13 protein-coding genes are annotated in these 15,630 nt (G+C 63.0%); 10 read left to right on the forward strand and 3 right to left on the reverse strand.

Annotated features, from left to right (window positions below):
• Positions 1-6 precede the first annotated feature (6 nt).
• The 10 genes from urtB (at position 7) to ureC (ending at position 8,922) form a co-directional block, all read left to right on the forward strand.
• Positions 7-1,509, forward strand: coding sequence for an urea ABC transporter permease subunit UrtB (gene urtB, locus AB4N80_RS02010; RefSeq protein WP_460080470.1), 1,503 nt, complete (start codon positions 7-9; stop codon positions 1,507-1,509).
• Positions 1,509-2,588: an urea ABC transporter permease subunit UrtC gene (urtC, locus tag AB4N80_RS02015; RefSeq protein ID WP_460080473.1), complete on the forward strand. Its 1,080-nt coding sequence runs from the start codon at positions 1,509-1,511 to the stop codon at positions 2,586-2,588. Before urtB ends, urtC begins: the two co-directional genes overlap by 1 nt.
• Positions 2,585-3,445, forward strand: coding sequence for an urea ABC transporter ATP-binding protein UrtD (gene urtD, locus AB4N80_RS02020; RefSeq protein ID WP_122567260.1), 861 nt, complete (start codon positions 2,585-2,587; stop codon positions 3,443-3,445). The genes urtC and urtD overlap by 4 nt, the downstream gene beginning before the upstream one ends.
• A gap of 167 nt (positions 3,446-3,612) precedes the next feature.
• Positions 3,613-4,311, forward strand: a complete 699-nt coding sequence (urtE, locus tag AB4N80_RS02025; RefSeq protein ID WP_122567261.1) for an urea ABC transporter ATP-binding subunit UrtE — start codon at positions 3,613-3,615, stop codon at positions 4,309-4,311.
• A 30-nt stretch (positions 4,312-4,341) separates the two neighbouring features.
• Positions 4,342-5,193, forward strand: a complete 852-nt coding sequence (locus AB4N80_RS02030) for an urease accessory protein UreD (protein ID WP_460080477.1) — start codon at positions 4,342-4,344, stop codon at positions 5,191-5,193.
• Between the two features lie 198 nt (positions 5,194-5,391).
• Complete coding sequence (locus AB4N80_RS02035; protein ID WP_016967035.1) at positions 5,392-5,694, forward strand: urease subunit gamma; 303 nt, start codon at positions 5,392-5,394, stop codon at positions 5,692-5,694.
• Positions 5,695-5,703: 9 nt separating this feature from the next.
• A complete protein-coding gene (locus tag AB4N80_RS02040; protein WP_305469513.1) occupies positions 5,704-6,237 on the forward strand; it encodes a GNAT family N-acetyltransferase in 534 nt (177 codons plus the stop codon).
• Positions 6,238-6,244: 7 nt separating this feature from the next.
• Positions 6,245-6,778 carry a GNAT family N-acetyltransferase gene (locus AB4N80_RS02045; protein WP_060739380.1) on the forward strand — a complete coding sequence of 178 codons (534 nt, stop codon included), beginning with the start codon at positions 6,245-6,247 and terminating at the stop codon, positions 6,776-6,778.
• Positions 6,775-7,080, forward strand: a complete 306-nt coding sequence (locus tag AB4N80_RS02050) for an urease subunit beta (protein WP_014336352.1) — start codon at positions 6,775-6,777, stop codon at positions 7,078-7,080. Before AB4N80_RS02045 ends, AB4N80_RS02050 begins: the two co-directional genes overlap by 4 nt.
• A 141-nt stretch (positions 7,081-7,221) precedes the next feature.
• Positions 7,222-8,922, forward strand: coding sequence for an urease subunit alpha (ureC, locus tag AB4N80_RS02055; protein WP_305469508.1), 1,701 nt, complete (start codon positions 7,222-7,224; stop codon positions 8,920-8,922).
• 159 nt (positions 8,923-9,081) lie between these two features.
• Here ureC and AB4N80_RS02060 read toward each other — a convergent pair whose 3' ends face one another.
• From AB4N80_RS02060 to AB4N80_RS02070, 3 genes are all read right to left on the reverse strand, one after another.
• Complete coding sequence (locus tag AB4N80_RS02060; protein WP_460080483.1) at positions 9,082-14,106, reverse strand: NEL-type E3 ubiquitin ligase domain-containing protein; 5,025 nt, start codon at positions 14,104-14,106, stop codon at positions 9,082-9,084.
• Positions 14,107-14,229: 123 nt separating this feature from the next.
• Positions 14,230-14,529, reverse strand: coding sequence for a chaperone modulator CbpM (locus AB4N80_RS02065; RefSeq protein ID WP_305469505.1), 300 nt, complete (start codon positions 14,527-14,529; stop codon positions 14,230-14,232).
• A 152-nt stretch (positions 14,530-14,681) separates the two neighbouring features.
• Positions 14,682-15,620 (reverse strand): DnaJ C-terminal domain-containing protein, encoded by a 939-nt coding sequence (locus tag AB4N80_RS02070; RefSeq protein ID WP_122567268.1) that lies wholly within the window; start codon positions 15,618-15,620, stop codon positions 14,682-14,684.
• Between the last annotated feature and the right edge of the window lie 10 nt (positions 15,621-15,630).

The following is a 15,630-nucleotide window of genomic DNA, read 5'->3' on the forward strand; positions in this document are numbered from 1 at the left end:
TAGCATATGCCCACCGCCCTTTACCGCCTCATCCTCGCCCTGGTGCTGCTGTTGCCACTGGAGGCCCATGCCGGCGACGCCGAAGACTTCGTCGCCGCCAACCCGACCCAGCAGGCCAAGCTCCTGGAAGCCTGGGCCGCGCAGCCGGAGCCTGAGCGCGTCGAGCTGATCAACGCCTTGCAACAAGGCCAGTTGACTGTCGACGGCCAGCCAAAAACCCTGCGCCTGAACAACCGCTTGCGCGGGCTGATCGAAACCGCCCTGGCCAGCCATCAACTGCTCGCCGTCGATGCCCATGTGCGCCTGGCCGCCGCGCAGCAACTGCAAAAAAGTGCCCGTCCTGCGCAACTGGCGTTTCTCGATCGGCAACTGGCCGGCGAGCAGGACGAAGACGCACACGCCGCCCTGAGCCTGGCCCTGGCGAACCTGCAACTGGTGGACACCAACCCGAACGTGCGCCTGGCCGCCGTCCGCCTGCTGGGGGAAACCGGCGATCCACTGGCCCGCACCCGCCTCGAAGGTCTGCTTGAACCCGGCGTCGAAACCGATGCCGCCGTGCGCACCGCCGCTGAAACCAGCCTCGGCCAGGTCAAGCGCAAACTTCTGATCGGCGAATTGCTGGGCCAGGCCTTCAGCGGCATGTCCCTGGGCTCGATCCTGCTGCTCGCCGCCCTCGGCCTGGCGATCACCTTCGGCCTGCTGGGGGTGATCAACATGGCCCACGGCGAGATGCTCATGCTCGGCGCGTACTCCACGTATGTGGTGCAGCTGCTGTTCCAGCGCTTCGCCCCGAACGCTATCGAGTTCTATCCGCTGATCGCCTTGCCGGTGGCGTTTTTCATCACCGCGGCCATCGGCATGGCCCTGGAGCGCACGGTGATCCGCCACCTCTACGGGCGGCCGCTGGAAACCCTGCTCGCCACCTGGGGCATCAGCCTGATGCTGATCCAACTGGTGCGCCTGGTGTTCGGCGCGCAGAACGTCGAAGTCGCCAACCCGGCCTGGCTCTCGGGCGGGATCCAGGTGTTGCCGAACCTGGTGCTGCCGTACAACCGCATCGTGATCATCGCCTTCGCCTTGTTCGTGGTGGTGTTGACCTGGCTGCTGCTGAACAAGACACGCCTGGGCCTGAACGTCCGAGCAGTGACCCAGAATCGCAACATGGCCGCCTGCTGCGGCGTGCCCACCGGCCGGGTCGACATGCTCGCCTTCGGCCTCGGCTCGGGCATCGCCGGGCTCGGTGGCGTCGCCTTGAGCCAGATCGGCAACGTCGGCCCGGACCTGGGCCAGAGCTACATCATCGACTCGTTCCTGGTGGTGGTGCTCGGTGGTGTCGGCCAGTTGGCCGGCAGTGTGTTCGCCGCGTTCGGCCTGGGCATCGCCAATAAGATCCTCGAACCGCAGATCGGCGCCGTGCTCGGCAAGATCCTGATCCTCGAGCTGATCATTCTGTTCATCCAGAAGCGTCCGCAAGGCCTCTTCGCGCTCAAAGGACGGGTAATCGACTGATGAACCAGCCCCTGATGCTCACGGCCACGCAAAAGGCCGGTCCCAAAGTCACCCTAGCCGTCGGCGCGCTGATCCTGACCGTGCTGCTGAGCCTGCCGTTGCTGTCGCTGTTGGCGGCGGACAATCCGTTGCACGTCTCCGCCTACACCTTGACCCTGGTGGGCAAGATTCTCTGCTACGCCATCGTCGCCCTGGCACTGGACCTGGTCTGGGGTTATGCCGGTTTGCTCTCTCTCGGCCACGGCTTGTTCTTCGCCCTGGGCGGTTACGCCATGGGCATGTACCTGATGCGCCAGGCCGCCGGCGATGGCTTGCCGGCGTTCATGACCTTTTTGTCGTGGACCGAGTTGCCCTGGTACTGGGCCGGCACCGACAGTTTCCTCTGGGCGATGTGCCTGGTGGTGCTGGCGCCGGGCTTACTGGCGCTGGTGTTCGGCTTCTTCGCCTTCCGTTCGCGGATCAAAGGCGTGTATTTCTCGATCATGACCCAGGCCCTGACCTTCGCCGGGATGCTCCTGTTTTTCCGCAACGAAACCGGGTTTGGCGGCAACAACGGCTTCACCAATTTCCGTTCGATCCTGGGCTTTGGCATCACCGAACCGGGCACCCGGGCGGTGCTGTTTTTCGCCACGGTGTTGTTGCTGGTGGCGAGCCTGTTCATTGGTTGGCGCCTGGCCCGCAGCAAGTTCGGCCGTGTGCTGACCGCCCTGCGCGACGCGGAAAACCGTCTGATGTTCTGCGGCTACGATCCCCGTGGCTTCAAGCTGTTCGTCTGGGTGTTGAGCGCGGTGTTGTGCGGCCTGGCCGGGGCGTTGTACGTGCCGCAGGTGGGCATCATTAACCCCAGCGAGATGTCGCCGACCAACTCCATCGAGGCTGCTGTGTGGGTCGCCCTTGGCGGGCGCGGCACGCTGATCGGGCCGTTGTTGGGCGCCGGGGTAGTCAATGGCATGAAGAGCTGGTTCACCGTGGCGTTTCCCGAGTATTGGCTGTTCTTCCTTGGCGCGCTGTTCATCGTCGTGACGCTGTATCTGCCTAAAGGCGTGATCGGCTTGCTGAAGAAGAGAGGCGAACAATGAGAATCACACCGACGGCTGATTTCATGCTCGAACCTATCCTCGAACCCAACAAAGACCAAGGCAGCAGCCGCGACGCCATCGGCCTCGGCCAGGCAGCCGGCGTTGGCCTGAACACCCGTCACGGCACGATCCTGACCCTGGAAGACATCAGCGTCAGCTTCGATGGTTTCAAGGCCCTGAACGATTTGAACCTGTACATCGGCGTCGGCGAATTGCGCTGCATCATCGGCCCCAACGGCGCCGGCAAGACCACCCTGATGGACGTGATCACCGGCAAGACCCGCCCCAGCCACGGCAAGGCCTGGTTCGGCGAAACCCTGGACTTGACCAGCATGAGTGAAGTGCAGATCGCCCAGGCCGGCATCGGGCGCAAGTTCCAGAAGCCGACGGTGTTCGAAGCCCTGAGCGTGTTCGAAAACCTGGAACTGGCGCTCAAGACCGATAAATCAGTGTGGGCCAGCCTGCGGGCAAAACTGACTGGCGAGCAACACGACCGGATCAACGAAGTGCTGGAAACCATTCGCCTCAGCACGTCAGTCAACCGCGCCGCCGGGCTGCTGTCCCACGGGCAGAAGCAGTTCCTGGAGATCGGCATGCTGCTGGTGCAGGACCCGCAACTGTTGCTGCTCGACGAACCGGTGGCAGGCATGACCGACGCCGAAACCGAGTTCACCGCCGAGCTGTTCAAGTCCCTGGCGGGCAAGCATTCGCTGATGGTGGTGGAACACGACATGGGCTTCGTCGGCGCGATCGCCGACCACGTCACCGTGCTGCACCAGGGCAGCGTGCTGGCTGAAGGGTCGCTGGAACAGGTGCAGGACAATGAGCGGGTGATCGAGGTGTATCTCGGTCGCTAGACCTGCAAACACATTCCCTCTGTGGGAGCGGGCTTGTGGGAGCAAAGCTTGCTCGCGATGAACGATAACGCGGTCCTTCTGATGGACCGAGGAGCCGCTGTCGCGAGCAAGCTTTGCTCCCACAGAAAGCCATTGTTCCCACAGGGGACTTGAGGGGAATTCAAGACATGCTGCAAGTCGACAAACTGCACCAATACTACGGCGGTAGCCACATCCTGCGCGGCTTGTCGTTCGACGCCAAGGTCGGCGAGGTGACATGCCTGTTGGGCCGCAACGGCGTGGGCAAGACCACCCTGCTCAAATGCCTGATGGGCCTGTTGCCGGCCAAGGAAGGTGCGGTGAGCTGGGAAGGCAAGCCCATCACCACCTTCAAGCCGCACCAACGGGTGCACGCTGGCATTGCCTACGTACCCCAGGGCCGGGAAATTTTCGGCCGGCTGACGGTTGAAGAAAACCTGCTGATGGGTCTGTCGCGCTTTCCCGGCGCCGAAGCCAAGGAAGTGCCGGCATTCATCTACGAATTGTTCCCGGTGCTGCTGCAGATGAAACAGCGCCGTGGTGGGGATCTGTCCGGCGGCCAGCAACAGCAGCTCGCCATTGGCCGGGCCCTGGCCAGTCGGCCACGCTTGCTGATTCTCGACGAGCCCACCGAAGGCATCCAGCCCTCGGTGATCAAGGAGATCGGCGTGGTGATCAAGAAACTGGCGGCCCGGGGCGACATGGCGATTTTGCTGGTGGAGCAGTTCTACGACTTCGCCGCCGAGCTGGCCGATCAGTACCTGGTGATGTCCCGGGGCGAGATCGTGCAGCAGGGGCGCGGAGAAAACATGGAAGCCGAGGGTGTGCGCGGGCTGGTTACGATCTAGTCTTAGCGTCCCGACGATAATCAGAAAATCATGAATCTACCTGTCTGTTCATTGGCGCCTTCGGCCCTGTTCACCCCCAGCTGGCAAGCCGAGCTGGACTTGGGTTACGCCCGCTTCGGCGATTGCACACGTCCGGTACAGCGCCGCCACAAAGGCCCGCTGCGGGTGCAGAAGCACCTGTACGCCGAAGGCCCCGAGGTGTGCCAGCACATCATCGTCCACCCGCCCGGCGGGATTGCCGGCGGTGACCGGTTGGACATCTCGGCCCACGTCGGCCCTGGCGCCTGGGTGCAGTTGACCAGCCCCGGCGCGGCCAAGTGGTACCGCGCCGCGGGGCCGGCGTACCAACAACTGACCCTGAGCGTAGCCCCCGGCGCGACCCTGGAATGGCTGCCCCAGGAAACCATCGTCTTCAGCGCGGCCCAGGCCGAACTCAGCACGAGCATCGACCTGCAGGGCGACGGGCGCCTGCTCTACTGGGACATGGTTGCCCTCGGCCGACCGGCCAGCGGCGAGCGGTTCGACCTGGGGCACTTTCAATCGCGACTGGACATTCGCCGCGATGGCCAGTTGCTGTGGCACGAGCGCCAGCGCATTGTGGGCGGTGATGGGCTGCTCGACTCACCCATCGGGCTGGGCGGTGATCCGGTGTTTGCCACGTTGCTGGTGACCGGCGAGATCGACAGCCAATTGCTGGAACACTGCCGATCACTGGGCCATGCCGTGCGCGGCGACCTGACCCAATTGCCCGGCCTGGTCGTGGCCCGCTGCCTGGCGAGCGAGGCGTTGCTGGCGCGGGGGTGGTTGATTGAATTGTGGCGGCTTTTGCGCCCGGCGTTGCTCGGTCGAGAAGCTGTGCCACCGAGAATCTGGAGTACCTGAATTGCGTTCCTGTAGGAGCAATGGTGTGGAAGCAATGACTTTCTGTGGGAGCAAAGCTTGCTCGCGATGGCAGCGCCTCGGTCGACCGGAAGGACCGCGTTATCGTTCATCGCGAGCAAGCTTTGCTCCCACAGGCGTTGCTCCAACAGGTAGCTGTGTTTACAGCCCGAATTTTTTATCTGCCCTTATGGATTGCACATGGACCTGACCCCACGCGAAAAAGACAAGCTGCTGATCTTCACCGCCGGCCTCGTCGCCGAACGACGCTTGGCTCGTGGCTTGAAGCTCAACTACCCGGAGGCCATGGCCTACATTTCCGCCGCGTTGCTGGAAGGCGCCCGTGACGGCCAGACCGTCGCCGACCTGATGCATTACGGCACCACGCTGCTGAGCCGCGAGCAGGTGATGGAAGGCATCCCGGAAATGATCCCGGAGATCCAGGTCGAGGCGACGTTTCCCGACGGCACCAAACTGGTCACCGTCCACCAACCCATCGCCTGAGGCCACGCCATGACTGCCCACGTTCGTGACGCCCATGCCGTCGACCTGCCGGCGATCCGCGATATCTACAACGATGCCGTGCTCAACACCACGGCGATCTGGAACGAACAAGCCGTTGACCTGGGCAACCGCCAGGCGTGGTTCAGCGCCCGGCAAACCCAGGGCTACCCGGTGCTGGTGGCCGTCGACGCCGAAGACAACGTGCTCGGCTACGCTTCGTTCGGCGACTGGCGACCGTTCGACGGCTTCCGCCACACCGTGGAGCATTCGGTGTATGTACGCAGCGACCAGCGCGGCAATGGCCTTGGCCCGTTGTTGATGAGCACGCTGATCGAGCGCGCCAGGGCCTGCGATAAACACGTCATGGTCGCCGCCATCGAAAGCGGCAACGCGGCCTCGATTCGCCTGCACGAGCGGGCCGGTTTCGTGATCACCGGGCAGATGCCCGAGGTGGGGACCAAGTTCGGCCGCTGGCTGGACCTGACCTTCATGCAGTTGAACCTCAACCTCGGGGCGCTACCGCCCGCCGTCAACAAGGAGTGAAAAGCCAATGAACGCTGCCCAGTTGCGTCGAGTCCACGCCGAAAGCTTTGCGCATTATCGCCAGGGCTTGATCGATCTGTTGCTCGACGCCGTCGGCTACGGCGCCAGCGTGGGGTTCATGGCCGATCTCGATGCCGTCCAGGCCCGCGCCTATTTCGACGAAGTCCAGGCCAGCCTCAACCAGGGCCACCTGTTGCTGTGGGTGGTGGTCAAGGATGAACAGGTGCAGGCCAGCGTCCAGCTTGCCCTGTGCCAGAAACCCAACGGCCTCAACCGTGCCGAAGTGCAGAAGCTGCTGGTGCGCGGCGAGGCCCGCCGTCGGGGGCTGGGCCAGCAATTGATGAGCGCCCTGGAGCTCGGCGCCCGCCAGCACAAGCGGGGTTTGTTGTACCTCGACACCGAGGCCGGTTCCGAGGCCGAGGCGTTCTACCGCGCCATGGGCTACACCCGCGTCGGTGAACTGCCCGACTACTGCCAGAGCCCGGACGGGACCTACACCCCGACCGCCATTTACTACAAGATTTTGGGGCAACCGCAATGATTCCAGGGCAATACCAGGTCCAGCCCGGCGACATCGAACTCAACGTCGGCCGCCGCACGCTCACGCTGAACGTCGCCAACAGCGGCGACCGGCCGATCCAGGTCGGTTCGCACTATCACTTTTTCGAGACCAACGACGCCTTGACCTTCGACCGCGCCGCCAGCCGAGGCATGCGCCTGAACATCCCGGCCGGCACCGCGGTGCGCTTCGAACCGGGCCAGAGCCGCGAGGTGGAACTGGTGGACTTGGCCGGGCATCGCCGGGTGTTCGGGTTTGCCGGGCGGGTGATGGGCGACCTGTAAGTCATAGGGTGCCTGCACTGACCTCATCGCGAGCAAGCTCGCTCCCACAGGGAAACGCGATCAAATGTGGGAGCGAGCTTGCTCGCGATGAGTGAGCGCAGCGAACGGTTTCAAAACTCAATTGAATCTCAAGGCAAGCACATGAAAATCTCCCGCCAAGCCTACGCCGACATGTTCGGCCCCACCGTCGGTGACAAGGTCCGCCTGGCCGACACCGAGTTGTGGATCGAAGTGGAAAAGGACTTCACCACCTACGGCGAAGAAGTGAAATTCGGCGGCGGCAAGGTGATTCGCGATGGCATGGGCCAGAGCCAGCTGCTGGCCGCCGAGGTCGTCGACACGCTGATCACCAACGCGCTGATCATCGACCACTGGGGCATCGTCAAGGCCGATGTCGGCCTCAAGGACGGGCGCATCGCGGCCATCGGCAAGGCCGGTAACCCGGACATCCAGCCTGACGTGACCATCGCCATCGGCGCCAGCACCGAAGTGATCGCCGGCGAAGGTATGATCCTCACCGCCGGCGGCATCGACACCCACATTCACTTCATCTGCCCGCAGCAGATCGAAGAAGCGCTGATGAGCGGCGTCACCACCATGATCGGCGGCGGCACCGGCCCGGCCACCGGGACCAACGCCACCACGTGCACCTCCGGGCCGTGGCACCTGGCGCGCATGCTCCAGGCCGCCGATGCCTTCCCGATGAACATCGGCTTCACCGGCAAGGGCAACGCCAGCCTGCCGGAACCGTTGATCGAGCAGGTCAAGGCCGGGGCCATCGGCCTGAAGCTGCACGAAGACTGGGGCACCACGCCCGCGGCCATCGACAACTGCCTGAGCGTGGCCGACCAGTACGACGTGCAGGTGGCGATCCACACCGACACCCTCAACGAGTCCGGTTTTGTCGAAACCACTCTCGCCGCGTTCAAGGGCCGCACCATCCACACCTACCACACCGAAGGTGCCGGTGGCGGGCATGCGCCGGACATCATCAAGGCTTGCGGCTTCGCCAATGTGTTGCCCAGTTCCACCAACCCGACCCGACCGTTCACCCGCAACACCATCGACGAGCACCTGGACATGCTGATGGTCTGCCATCACCTGGACCCGAGCATTGCCGAAGACGTGGCCTTCGCCGAAAGCCGCATCCGCCGCGAGACCATCGCCGCCGAAGACATTCTCCACGACCTCGGCGCCTTCTCGATGATCAGTTCCGACAGCCAGGCCATGGGCCGCGTCGGCGAAGTCATCACGCGCACCTGGCAGACCGCCGACAAGATGAAGAAGCAACGCGGCGCCCTGCCCGGTGACGGCGAAGGCAACGACAACTTCCGCATCAAGCGCTACATCGCCAAGTACACCATCAACCCGGCGATCACCCATGGCATCAGCCATGAAGTGGGTTCCATCGAAGTGGGCAAGTGGGCCGACCTGGTGCTGTGGCGCCCGGCGTTCTTCGGCGTCAAGCCGACGTTGATCCTCAAGGGCGGAGCGATTGCCGCCAGCCTGATGGGCGACGCCAACGCCTCGATCCCGACGCCGCAGCCGGTGCACTACCGACCGATGTTCGCAAGCTTCGGCGGCTCGCGGCATGCCACCAGCCTGACCTTCATCAGCCAGGCCGCCGCCGAGGCCGGATTGCCGGAGCAGTTGGGGCTGAAGAAAAGAATCGCCGTGGTCAAAGGCTGCCGTGATGTGCAGAAGACCGACCTGATTCACAACGACTACTTGCCGAACATCGACGTCGATCCGCAGACCTACCAGGTCAAGGCCGACGGCGTGTTGCTGTGGTGCGAACCGGCCGAAGTGCTGCCGATGGCGCAGCGTTATTTCCTGTTTTGAACCGGCGCAGTTCTTGTGCAGTTCTTGTGGCGAGGGAGCTTGCTCCCGCTCGGTTGCGCAGCAACCGCAAAAAAAGCGAGGGCTGCTTCGCACCCCAGCGGGAGCAAGCTCCCTCGCCACGGGTTTTATGCCTGTCTGAGATGACGGGACTGGTTCACCCTACAGATCGGTACTTTCCGGCAGCGCTTCCAGCTCGGTTCGCGTCAACGCCTGGACCAGCTCCGCTTCCTTGATCTTGTGCTGCAGGCCCAACGCCTCGGACTGGCTGACGTAGTCCGCTTCCTCCAAAGTGCCTGCGGCCTTCGCTTCATCCAGCTCAATCTGGTTGGCGATGAGGGTGTCATTCAGCGCCTGGAAGGCAGCCCCATGCTGCTGCTTCAAATAATCGATCCAGAAATCCCGACCCACCAGCGATTGAAACTGCTGGGGTGAATCGTCCAGTTCCAGGACCTGATTGGCGGCGGCGTCGAGCATGTCAGGGCTGACATCTCCCAGCGTGAGAAAAACCCCGCCCGCGGGTTGCCCCGGTAACCCCAGTCGATCCTTGAGCCCCGCCCGGTAAGCCAGACGGACCTCGACCTCTTCGATCAGCGCCAGGTTCTCGATCTTTTGATCGTTGGTCAGGTCGGTGCGGGCATTGATAGCGTCACGGCGCCGCTGGATGTCCTGCAGGGCAATACGCTCCACCTCATCGAGGCGAAACAGCCCCTTGGCCAGCTGGAAGAGCGTTGCCGCTTCATCCGTTCCAACCGCCAAGGCCCTGGCGTTTTGGATCATCAAGCGGATTTCCAGGTAGCTGAACGACAAGGCTGCGCGATCTTCACAGGCCGGTTGGCCGGCCAGGTCGAACAGTTCATCACGCAGCTCGGTGGAACGCCCCATCGCGTCGAGCATCTGCCAGACGCGGGCCTGGAGGTCCGGATAATCTTTCAGGCTCTGATAAGATTTAGCCAACCGATGCAATAACTCAAAAAATTCTCCCGATTGCGGTTCATCCGCCAGGCTTTGCCACACAGCTCTTTTGTCCGCCAGTTGGCCCGCAGGCAGGTTGAGCAGCCATTGCTGCATATTCGACGGCCCGACCGACGCTGAAAACCCAAACGCCTCGGGCAAACGCAGGACTGCCCATTCAGGACGCGTCTGCAAGACCGTCACCCAATAATCACGCAAACGCTGTTGGACCACCTCGCTCAACGGGTTGCCCTGCAACAGCGTCACGCGATTGAGGCGTGCCGTGGCATGGGCACGCTCGGCGGGCGGGTCGAGCAGGTGATCCGGCACCTGGGTCAAGCCGTTGTCGCGCAAATCAATCAGCTCCAGCGGCTGGTCGCGCAGGCCGGTGGGCCAGGCAGTGATCCCGGTATTTTTCAGGTTCAATCGCTCCAGGTCAGGCAACCTGCTGAAGTCCGGTAGGCGCCCCAGCGGGTTGTTGTCCAGGTCGAGGTTTCTCAAGCGAGTAAGGCCTTGCAGGATGTCAACGCTACGCGGTGTCAGGCCGATCCGGTTCGCCTCCAGTTGCAGCGTCTCCAAGTCCCTCATCCCCTCCAAGGCCCTGGGAATATCGATCAACCGGTTCCTGGACAGGTCCAACCGGCGAATGGAGGAAAATCCGCTGAGGAAGCTTTCGCAGTGATGCAGCGTCAAGCCCATGTCACGCAGCTTGAGCACCCCTACATGACTGAAGTCGGCCGTCAGTTCCGGCAGTGCCCCGATGTCCAATCCGCTCAAATCAAGCTCATAGCCGATCGTGCGCAGATCCGCTGCCACAACGAGCCGGGTCTGACGCCGCCAGCATCGCTCGATTTGTTCGGCCATCACCTGCCTGATCGTCTGCGGTACTACAGTCGGGTGATTACCCACGTCACGCCAGCCGAGGGTAGCGACCCAACGGTCCAGATCCCGGCGCAGCATTTTCAGCTCGACGTTACGTCGCTGGAGCTCCCTCACCGCGCCATCGCCCAGAGCTCGCAACAGCGCATCGGTTTGTGCCGCCGTGTAACTCGGGTACAGCTCCAGCACCCGGCTTTCCGCCGTTCGGCCCAGGCCCAACCAATCCCGTAGTCCACCCAAGGGATAACCGACTTGGCCCGAAGCCAGGCGCATCGGCGATTTAAAGGCGGGCTTGAGTGCGGGCATCTTCAAGCGGCGCGCCAGCGCATCCCGGTCCACCGGCGAAGCGCCGACCGCCTCTTTCAACAGGTCGCCGTGATGAATCGAAGGTCGAGCCATGGCCCGGCGTTCGGCATCCGGCAGGGCATGCTGCAAGGCATCGAAGAGGCTGCCCCAATGGCTCAGTTCATTGCCGTTGTCGTCAAAGGCCTGGTAGCGCTCATCATCCCTGACCACGACCTTGGTCTGCGCCGCATTTTGCGGCCCGATGCTGTCGATCAAGGTGCCGGACACAACGGCCTCGCGCAATTCGATGCGCAGCGTGCCGCTCCAGCCGGGCAAGGTTTCCAGGGTAGCCAACACCAGTCGAGGCGTGTCCGCCGTGACCAAGGCGTCCTGATACAGGCCTTCGTAGGCGCGGTTCAGACGCACCACACGCTGGAAGTGGCGCAACTCTTCGGCGATGCGCAGAGGGATGGGTTTGGTCTGATTCGCATCGGCGAAATCCCAGGCGGCCATTTGCTGCAGCTCTTCAGTGCCGGCCAAGGTGATGACCTGCTCGATCGCCGTGGCTGGAACCGAAGGAAAGCGGGACTTGATCAGCGCCACACGGGGGTCGCCTCGCGTCTCGCCCAGGGCGAAGTAATCGTTGAGCAACTGCACCTTTTCATTCACTGCCGTCTCGGCGAGTGCCTGGCGCAGGTGCCGGACGCGAGCGTCCATGTGGGCTTTCGCAATCGGCGGGCTCGCCGTGGCCAACAGATCGACGCCTGCGGCATCCACCGCTTCGATCAGGTTTTTCAACAGCGCAGGCGTGCGGACCTTGGCCTCGGTCAGGCTGGCCTCACGAACCGGCGTCTCGCCTTCCGAGGGCCGGACGTATTCCCAGCGCGTCCGGCCGGCGCCGTCGACGATCTTCAGCTTCAACCCTCTTGGCCACGGGCCGTATTGGGTCAGCAGGTGCAACATCGGCTCGGCCAGGTCATGGCCCGGCGGCTCCTCGCTTTGCAGTTGCCCGATGAACGTGTCGATTTGTCGGCAGAGGTCGAAGCGACCCAGGGTATCGGTCAGCAATGCCGGCACCGGCTCGCCCTCGACATGCAACCGTCGCAGCACGTCCTGCGGGGTCGCGCTGGCGAGGCGGATCTGCTCCAGTTCGGCATCGCTGAAATCCTTGACGCCATGGCCCAGACGTCTCATCAGTGTCGGGCCTTCCCAGGTACGCGGTTGTTCCAGTTCGTGGTGCCAGGCACCGCTGCCGTTGTGCGTCAGCTCGGGCTGGTAGGCCTGCGGACGGGAAGGATGACGAATGCGATAGCGGAGGGTTTGCGGGTCCTGTTGCACTTCAAAACGTTGCTCACCCAGCGGCAAGACCTGCTGATTCTCGACCCGATAGAGACCCTGGCTATCCGAGCTTGAGGCCGCGGGAGGCTGCAGCTCACTCTGGTAAACGCTCAGGTCGGGGCGCCACAGGCGCGACTCGCCATTGGCCAATTGAACCGGCTCCAACTGATCCACCGTGCTCGACCATCGAATATGCGGCAGTACCGCTGCACCGGTGGCGACGAAGGCCGTATTGAGGGCCACGCTGGAGAAATGCGCCCACATTTCCCGGGTCTCCCCACGCTCGAACGCTTCGATGCCTTCGAACGCCTCGTTGAACATCTGCACGGCCCCGACCGTCAACATCAGTGGCCCCAGCCCTGGCACGACGAACGCCGCCAGGTTGAACACATCGACCACCGCGTCCAGGTAACTGTCCAGGCGCGCCAGGCGTGCTTTTTTGTCTTCAACACCGGTAGGCACGGCCACCGCGCGTGCGTCGGCCTGGATCTTCTCGATTTGCCGCAGGCGCAGCGAGCCCCACAGGTCGCCGGGAATCGGCTCCGTGCCCATGGGCAGGTTGCGCAACGACGATTTGAGTGGGAAATCGGCCTGGTCATCGGCCATCGGGGAGATTTGATAGAGGTGCTTGAACTGCCGAAAAAACGCGCCTTGCTGACGCAGCGGCACGAAACGGCTGAAGAAGCGGCGGTAGGCGCCACTGTGCAAGCGTCGCCGCAGTTCGGCCATGAAGTCGGCGCTGGAGGCGTAGGCTTTCAGAGGATGCTCGGGATCGCCCGGAAGGTAGGCCACGACCGGCACCACCCGGCGACTGTTTTCAAGGTCGGGGCCGATCAACAGTGGGCCGACCAGTTCGATGTCGAACACTTTCAGGGAAGTGAATCTCACGGCCTGGCCATCGAGGGTGACGTCGCTGGCCCCCTCGGCCACCTGCTGCAACATCTGGTAGATCGTCGGGCTGATGTCGGCCTTGGCCCTAGCGATCTGGATGCTCAGTGCCAAGCCCTGCCGGTGATGCTCCTCCAGCGAATGATCCAGCGGGTTGTACGTCTTGCTGTCGTCGGGCCGCAGGACAGCGCTGATGTGCTCCTGATACTGGCGTCCCAGATCCAACGTGCGACACAACTTGGCGAAGGCTTCAGGGGCAATCGACAGTGCCCCTGCGCGAACGGCGTCGGTGGAGGGCACCACAGCGCCGCCCAGGGACGGGCGCACCGTGGTGATGAGGTTGCAATCGGCACAGGCGGGTTTGCGCGCTTCCTCTGGCGCGAAATTGGCCAGCGCCGCCTCCAGCAATGACGTGCCACGGTATTCGTAGCGATAGAAATGGCCGCCCTCGCTGTCCAGGACCAGTGCCCCAAAAAAGTCATCGCGGGTCTTGCGCCCGTACTTGCGGACGAAATACACCTCGTTGACGTTCAGCGCGAAGCCGAATTCATCCAGGATCGCCTGCTCGAGCAAGGGTTCGGCGAAGGCGCGAATGTCCTGGATATTGCCCAGCCGGTTGTCGACCTGGTTCAGGCGCTCGCGGTAGCGGGAATGACTGTCCTTGAGGCTATTCCAGAGATCGGGGGAGGCTTTCGCATACCAGTGCGGAAGCGTCAGTTCATGATCGCTCAGTTCCTGCTGGCGTTGCACGATGGCCCCGCTGTACCAGCCGGGAATACGGGCTTTGAGCAGGTCGAAATGCTCGCCCTGGGGAATGGCGAAACGGGGGGTGAAGCCTGGCATATCGGGTCATCCTTGACGTTGGAAAACCCGAGCCTATCCCGTGTGTCAGCGATGAGTGCGGTATCTATTTATCGCTTTTTCAGGTTTTTGCCTGTCCAGGCACTGATGCGCTCGGCAGTCCTGTCAGTCCACCCAGCGGCCCAGTTGCTGACGTAGCCGACGGTTCTCGGCTCGCAGTTCTTGAACTTCCTCCAGCAGGTCCAGCGCCAGGGCGACGCCTTCCCACTCCAGGTCCAGGTCGTGCCGCAGCTTCGCGGCACGCTTGGCCAGGGCCAGCTCGTAATCGGTAAACCGCCAATCCGTCGGGGCCGCGCCGTGGGGTTCGAGGATGCCATGCTCGACGATTTCGATCACATGGACATCGGCCAATGCGGCGGCCTCACAGAATTCCAGCAGGTTCAGTTCAATGATCGGGTTGTTCATGGTCTGCTTCTCCCAATGCTTCAACTGTCGAGTCTAGCCCCGCCGCACCGTGGCGGGGATCCGTGGGAGCAAAGCTTGCTCGCGATACAGGCGCCTCGATTTTTGAGAAACCGCGTTGAATTCATCGCGGGCAAGCCTTGCTCCCACAGCTGTCAGAAATTCTCCCGCGGATCGAACGCCGCTTTCTTCGCCAGTTCCGCCCACAGCGCCTTGACCGCTTCGTCGCTAGCCTTGGGCATCACGGCCTTGAGTTGCACGAACAGGTAGCCGCGCTCGCCGGCCTTGTTGCGCAGGCCGTGGCCCTTGGCGCGCATGCGCTGGCCGTTCTGGCTGCCGGCCGGAACCTTGAGGTTGATCTTGCCGGTAAGGGTCGGCACCGCCACTTCGGTGCCCAGCGCCAATTCCCACGGGGCCAGGGGCAAGGTGATGATCAGGTCCTGGCCTTCGACGTCGAATTTGGGGTGCGGGGCGAAACGAATGGTCAGGTACAAGTCGCCGTTGGCGCCGCCACCGACACCCGGCGCGCCCTGGCCCTTGAGGCGAATGCGTTCGCCGTCGGTCACGCCCAGCGGGATCTTCACGTTCAGGCTCTTGCTGGTGTTGCTCACGTGCTGGCCGGCCGCGTTGTATTGCGGCACCTGGAACGTGACTTTCTTCGACTCGTTCGACAGGGTTTCTTCCAGGAAGATCGGTAATTCCATTTCCACGTCTTGCCCTCGACGGCCGGCGCTGCGACCTGACTGTCCGCCGCCGAAACCCGGGCCGCGATTACCGAAAATCGAACTGAAGAAGTCCGAGAAATCCCCCGTGTCCTGGCCGCCAAAACCGCCACGGCTCTGCCAACCCGGCGGGCCCTGGAACGGCTGGCCATGTTGGCCGTAGCGGCGCAAGTCGTCGTACTCGGCGCGCTTGTCGGCGCTTTTCAGCGCTTCATAGGCTTCGGAGACGTCCTTGAACTTGGTCTCGGCGTCCTTTTCCTTGCTCACATCCGGGTGGTACTTGCGCGCCAGCTTGCGGTAGGCAGCCTTGATCGTGCTGTCGTCCGCCGTTGGCTCAACACCCAGGATCTTGTAATAGTCTTTGAAGTCCATCTAAGCATCA

The sequence above is a fragment of the Pseudomonas sp. H3_A02 genome (genome assembly GCF_054671965.1).

Excerpts from the sequence above, each read along its gene's own strand:
- AB4N80_RS02030 (WP_460080477.1), top strand. The coding sequence starts at position 4,342 with ATGAATCTACCTGTCTGTTCATTGGCGCCTTCGGCCCTGTTCACCCCC.
- AB4N80_RS02070 (WP_122567268.1), bottom strand. The coding sequence starts at position 15,620 with ATGGACTTCAAAGACTATTACAAGATCCTGGGTGTTGAGCCAACGGCG.
- ureC (WP_305469508.1), top strand. The coding sequence starts at position 7,222 with ATGAAAATCTCCCGCCAAGCCTACGCCGACATGTTCGGCCCCACCGTC.
- urtB (WP_460080470.1), top strand. The coding sequence starts at position 7 with ATGCCCACCGCCCTTTACCGCCTCATCCTCGCCCTGGTGCTGCTGTTG.
- AB4N80_RS02060 (WP_460080483.1), bottom strand. The coding sequence starts at position 14,106 with ATGCCAGGCTTCACCCCCCGTTTCGCCATTCCCCAGGGCGAGCATTTC.
- urtC (WP_460080473.1), top strand. The coding sequence starts at position 1,509 with ATGAACCAGCCCCTGATGCTCACGGCCACGCAAAAGGCCGGTCCCAAA.
- AB4N80_RS02035 (WP_016967035.1), top strand. The coding sequence starts at position 5,392 with ATGGACCTGACCCCACGCGAAAAAGACAAGCTGCTGATCTTCACCGCC.
- AB4N80_RS02050 (WP_014336352.1), top strand. The coding sequence starts at position 6,775 with ATGATTCCAGGGCAATACCAGGTCCAGCCCGGCGACATCGAACTCAAC.
- AB4N80_RS02065 (WP_305469505.1), bottom strand. The coding sequence starts at position 14,529 with ATGAACAACCCGATCATTGAACTGAACCTGCTGGAATTCTGTGAGGCC.
- urtE (WP_122567261.1), top strand. The coding sequence starts at position 3,613 with ATGCTGCAAGTCGACAAACTGCACCAATACTACGGCGGTAGCCACATC.
- AB4N80_RS02045 (WP_060739380.1), top strand. The coding sequence starts at position 6,245 with ATGAACGCTGCCCAGTTGCGTCGAGTCCACGCCGAAAGCTTTGCGCAT.
- AB4N80_RS02040 (WP_305469513.1), top strand. The coding sequence starts at position 5,704 with ATGACTGCCCACGTTCGTGACGCCCATGCCGTCGACCTGCCGGCGATC.
- urtD (WP_122567260.1), top strand. The coding sequence starts at position 2,585 with ATGAGAATCACACCGACGGCTGATTTCATGCTCGAACCTATCCTCGAA.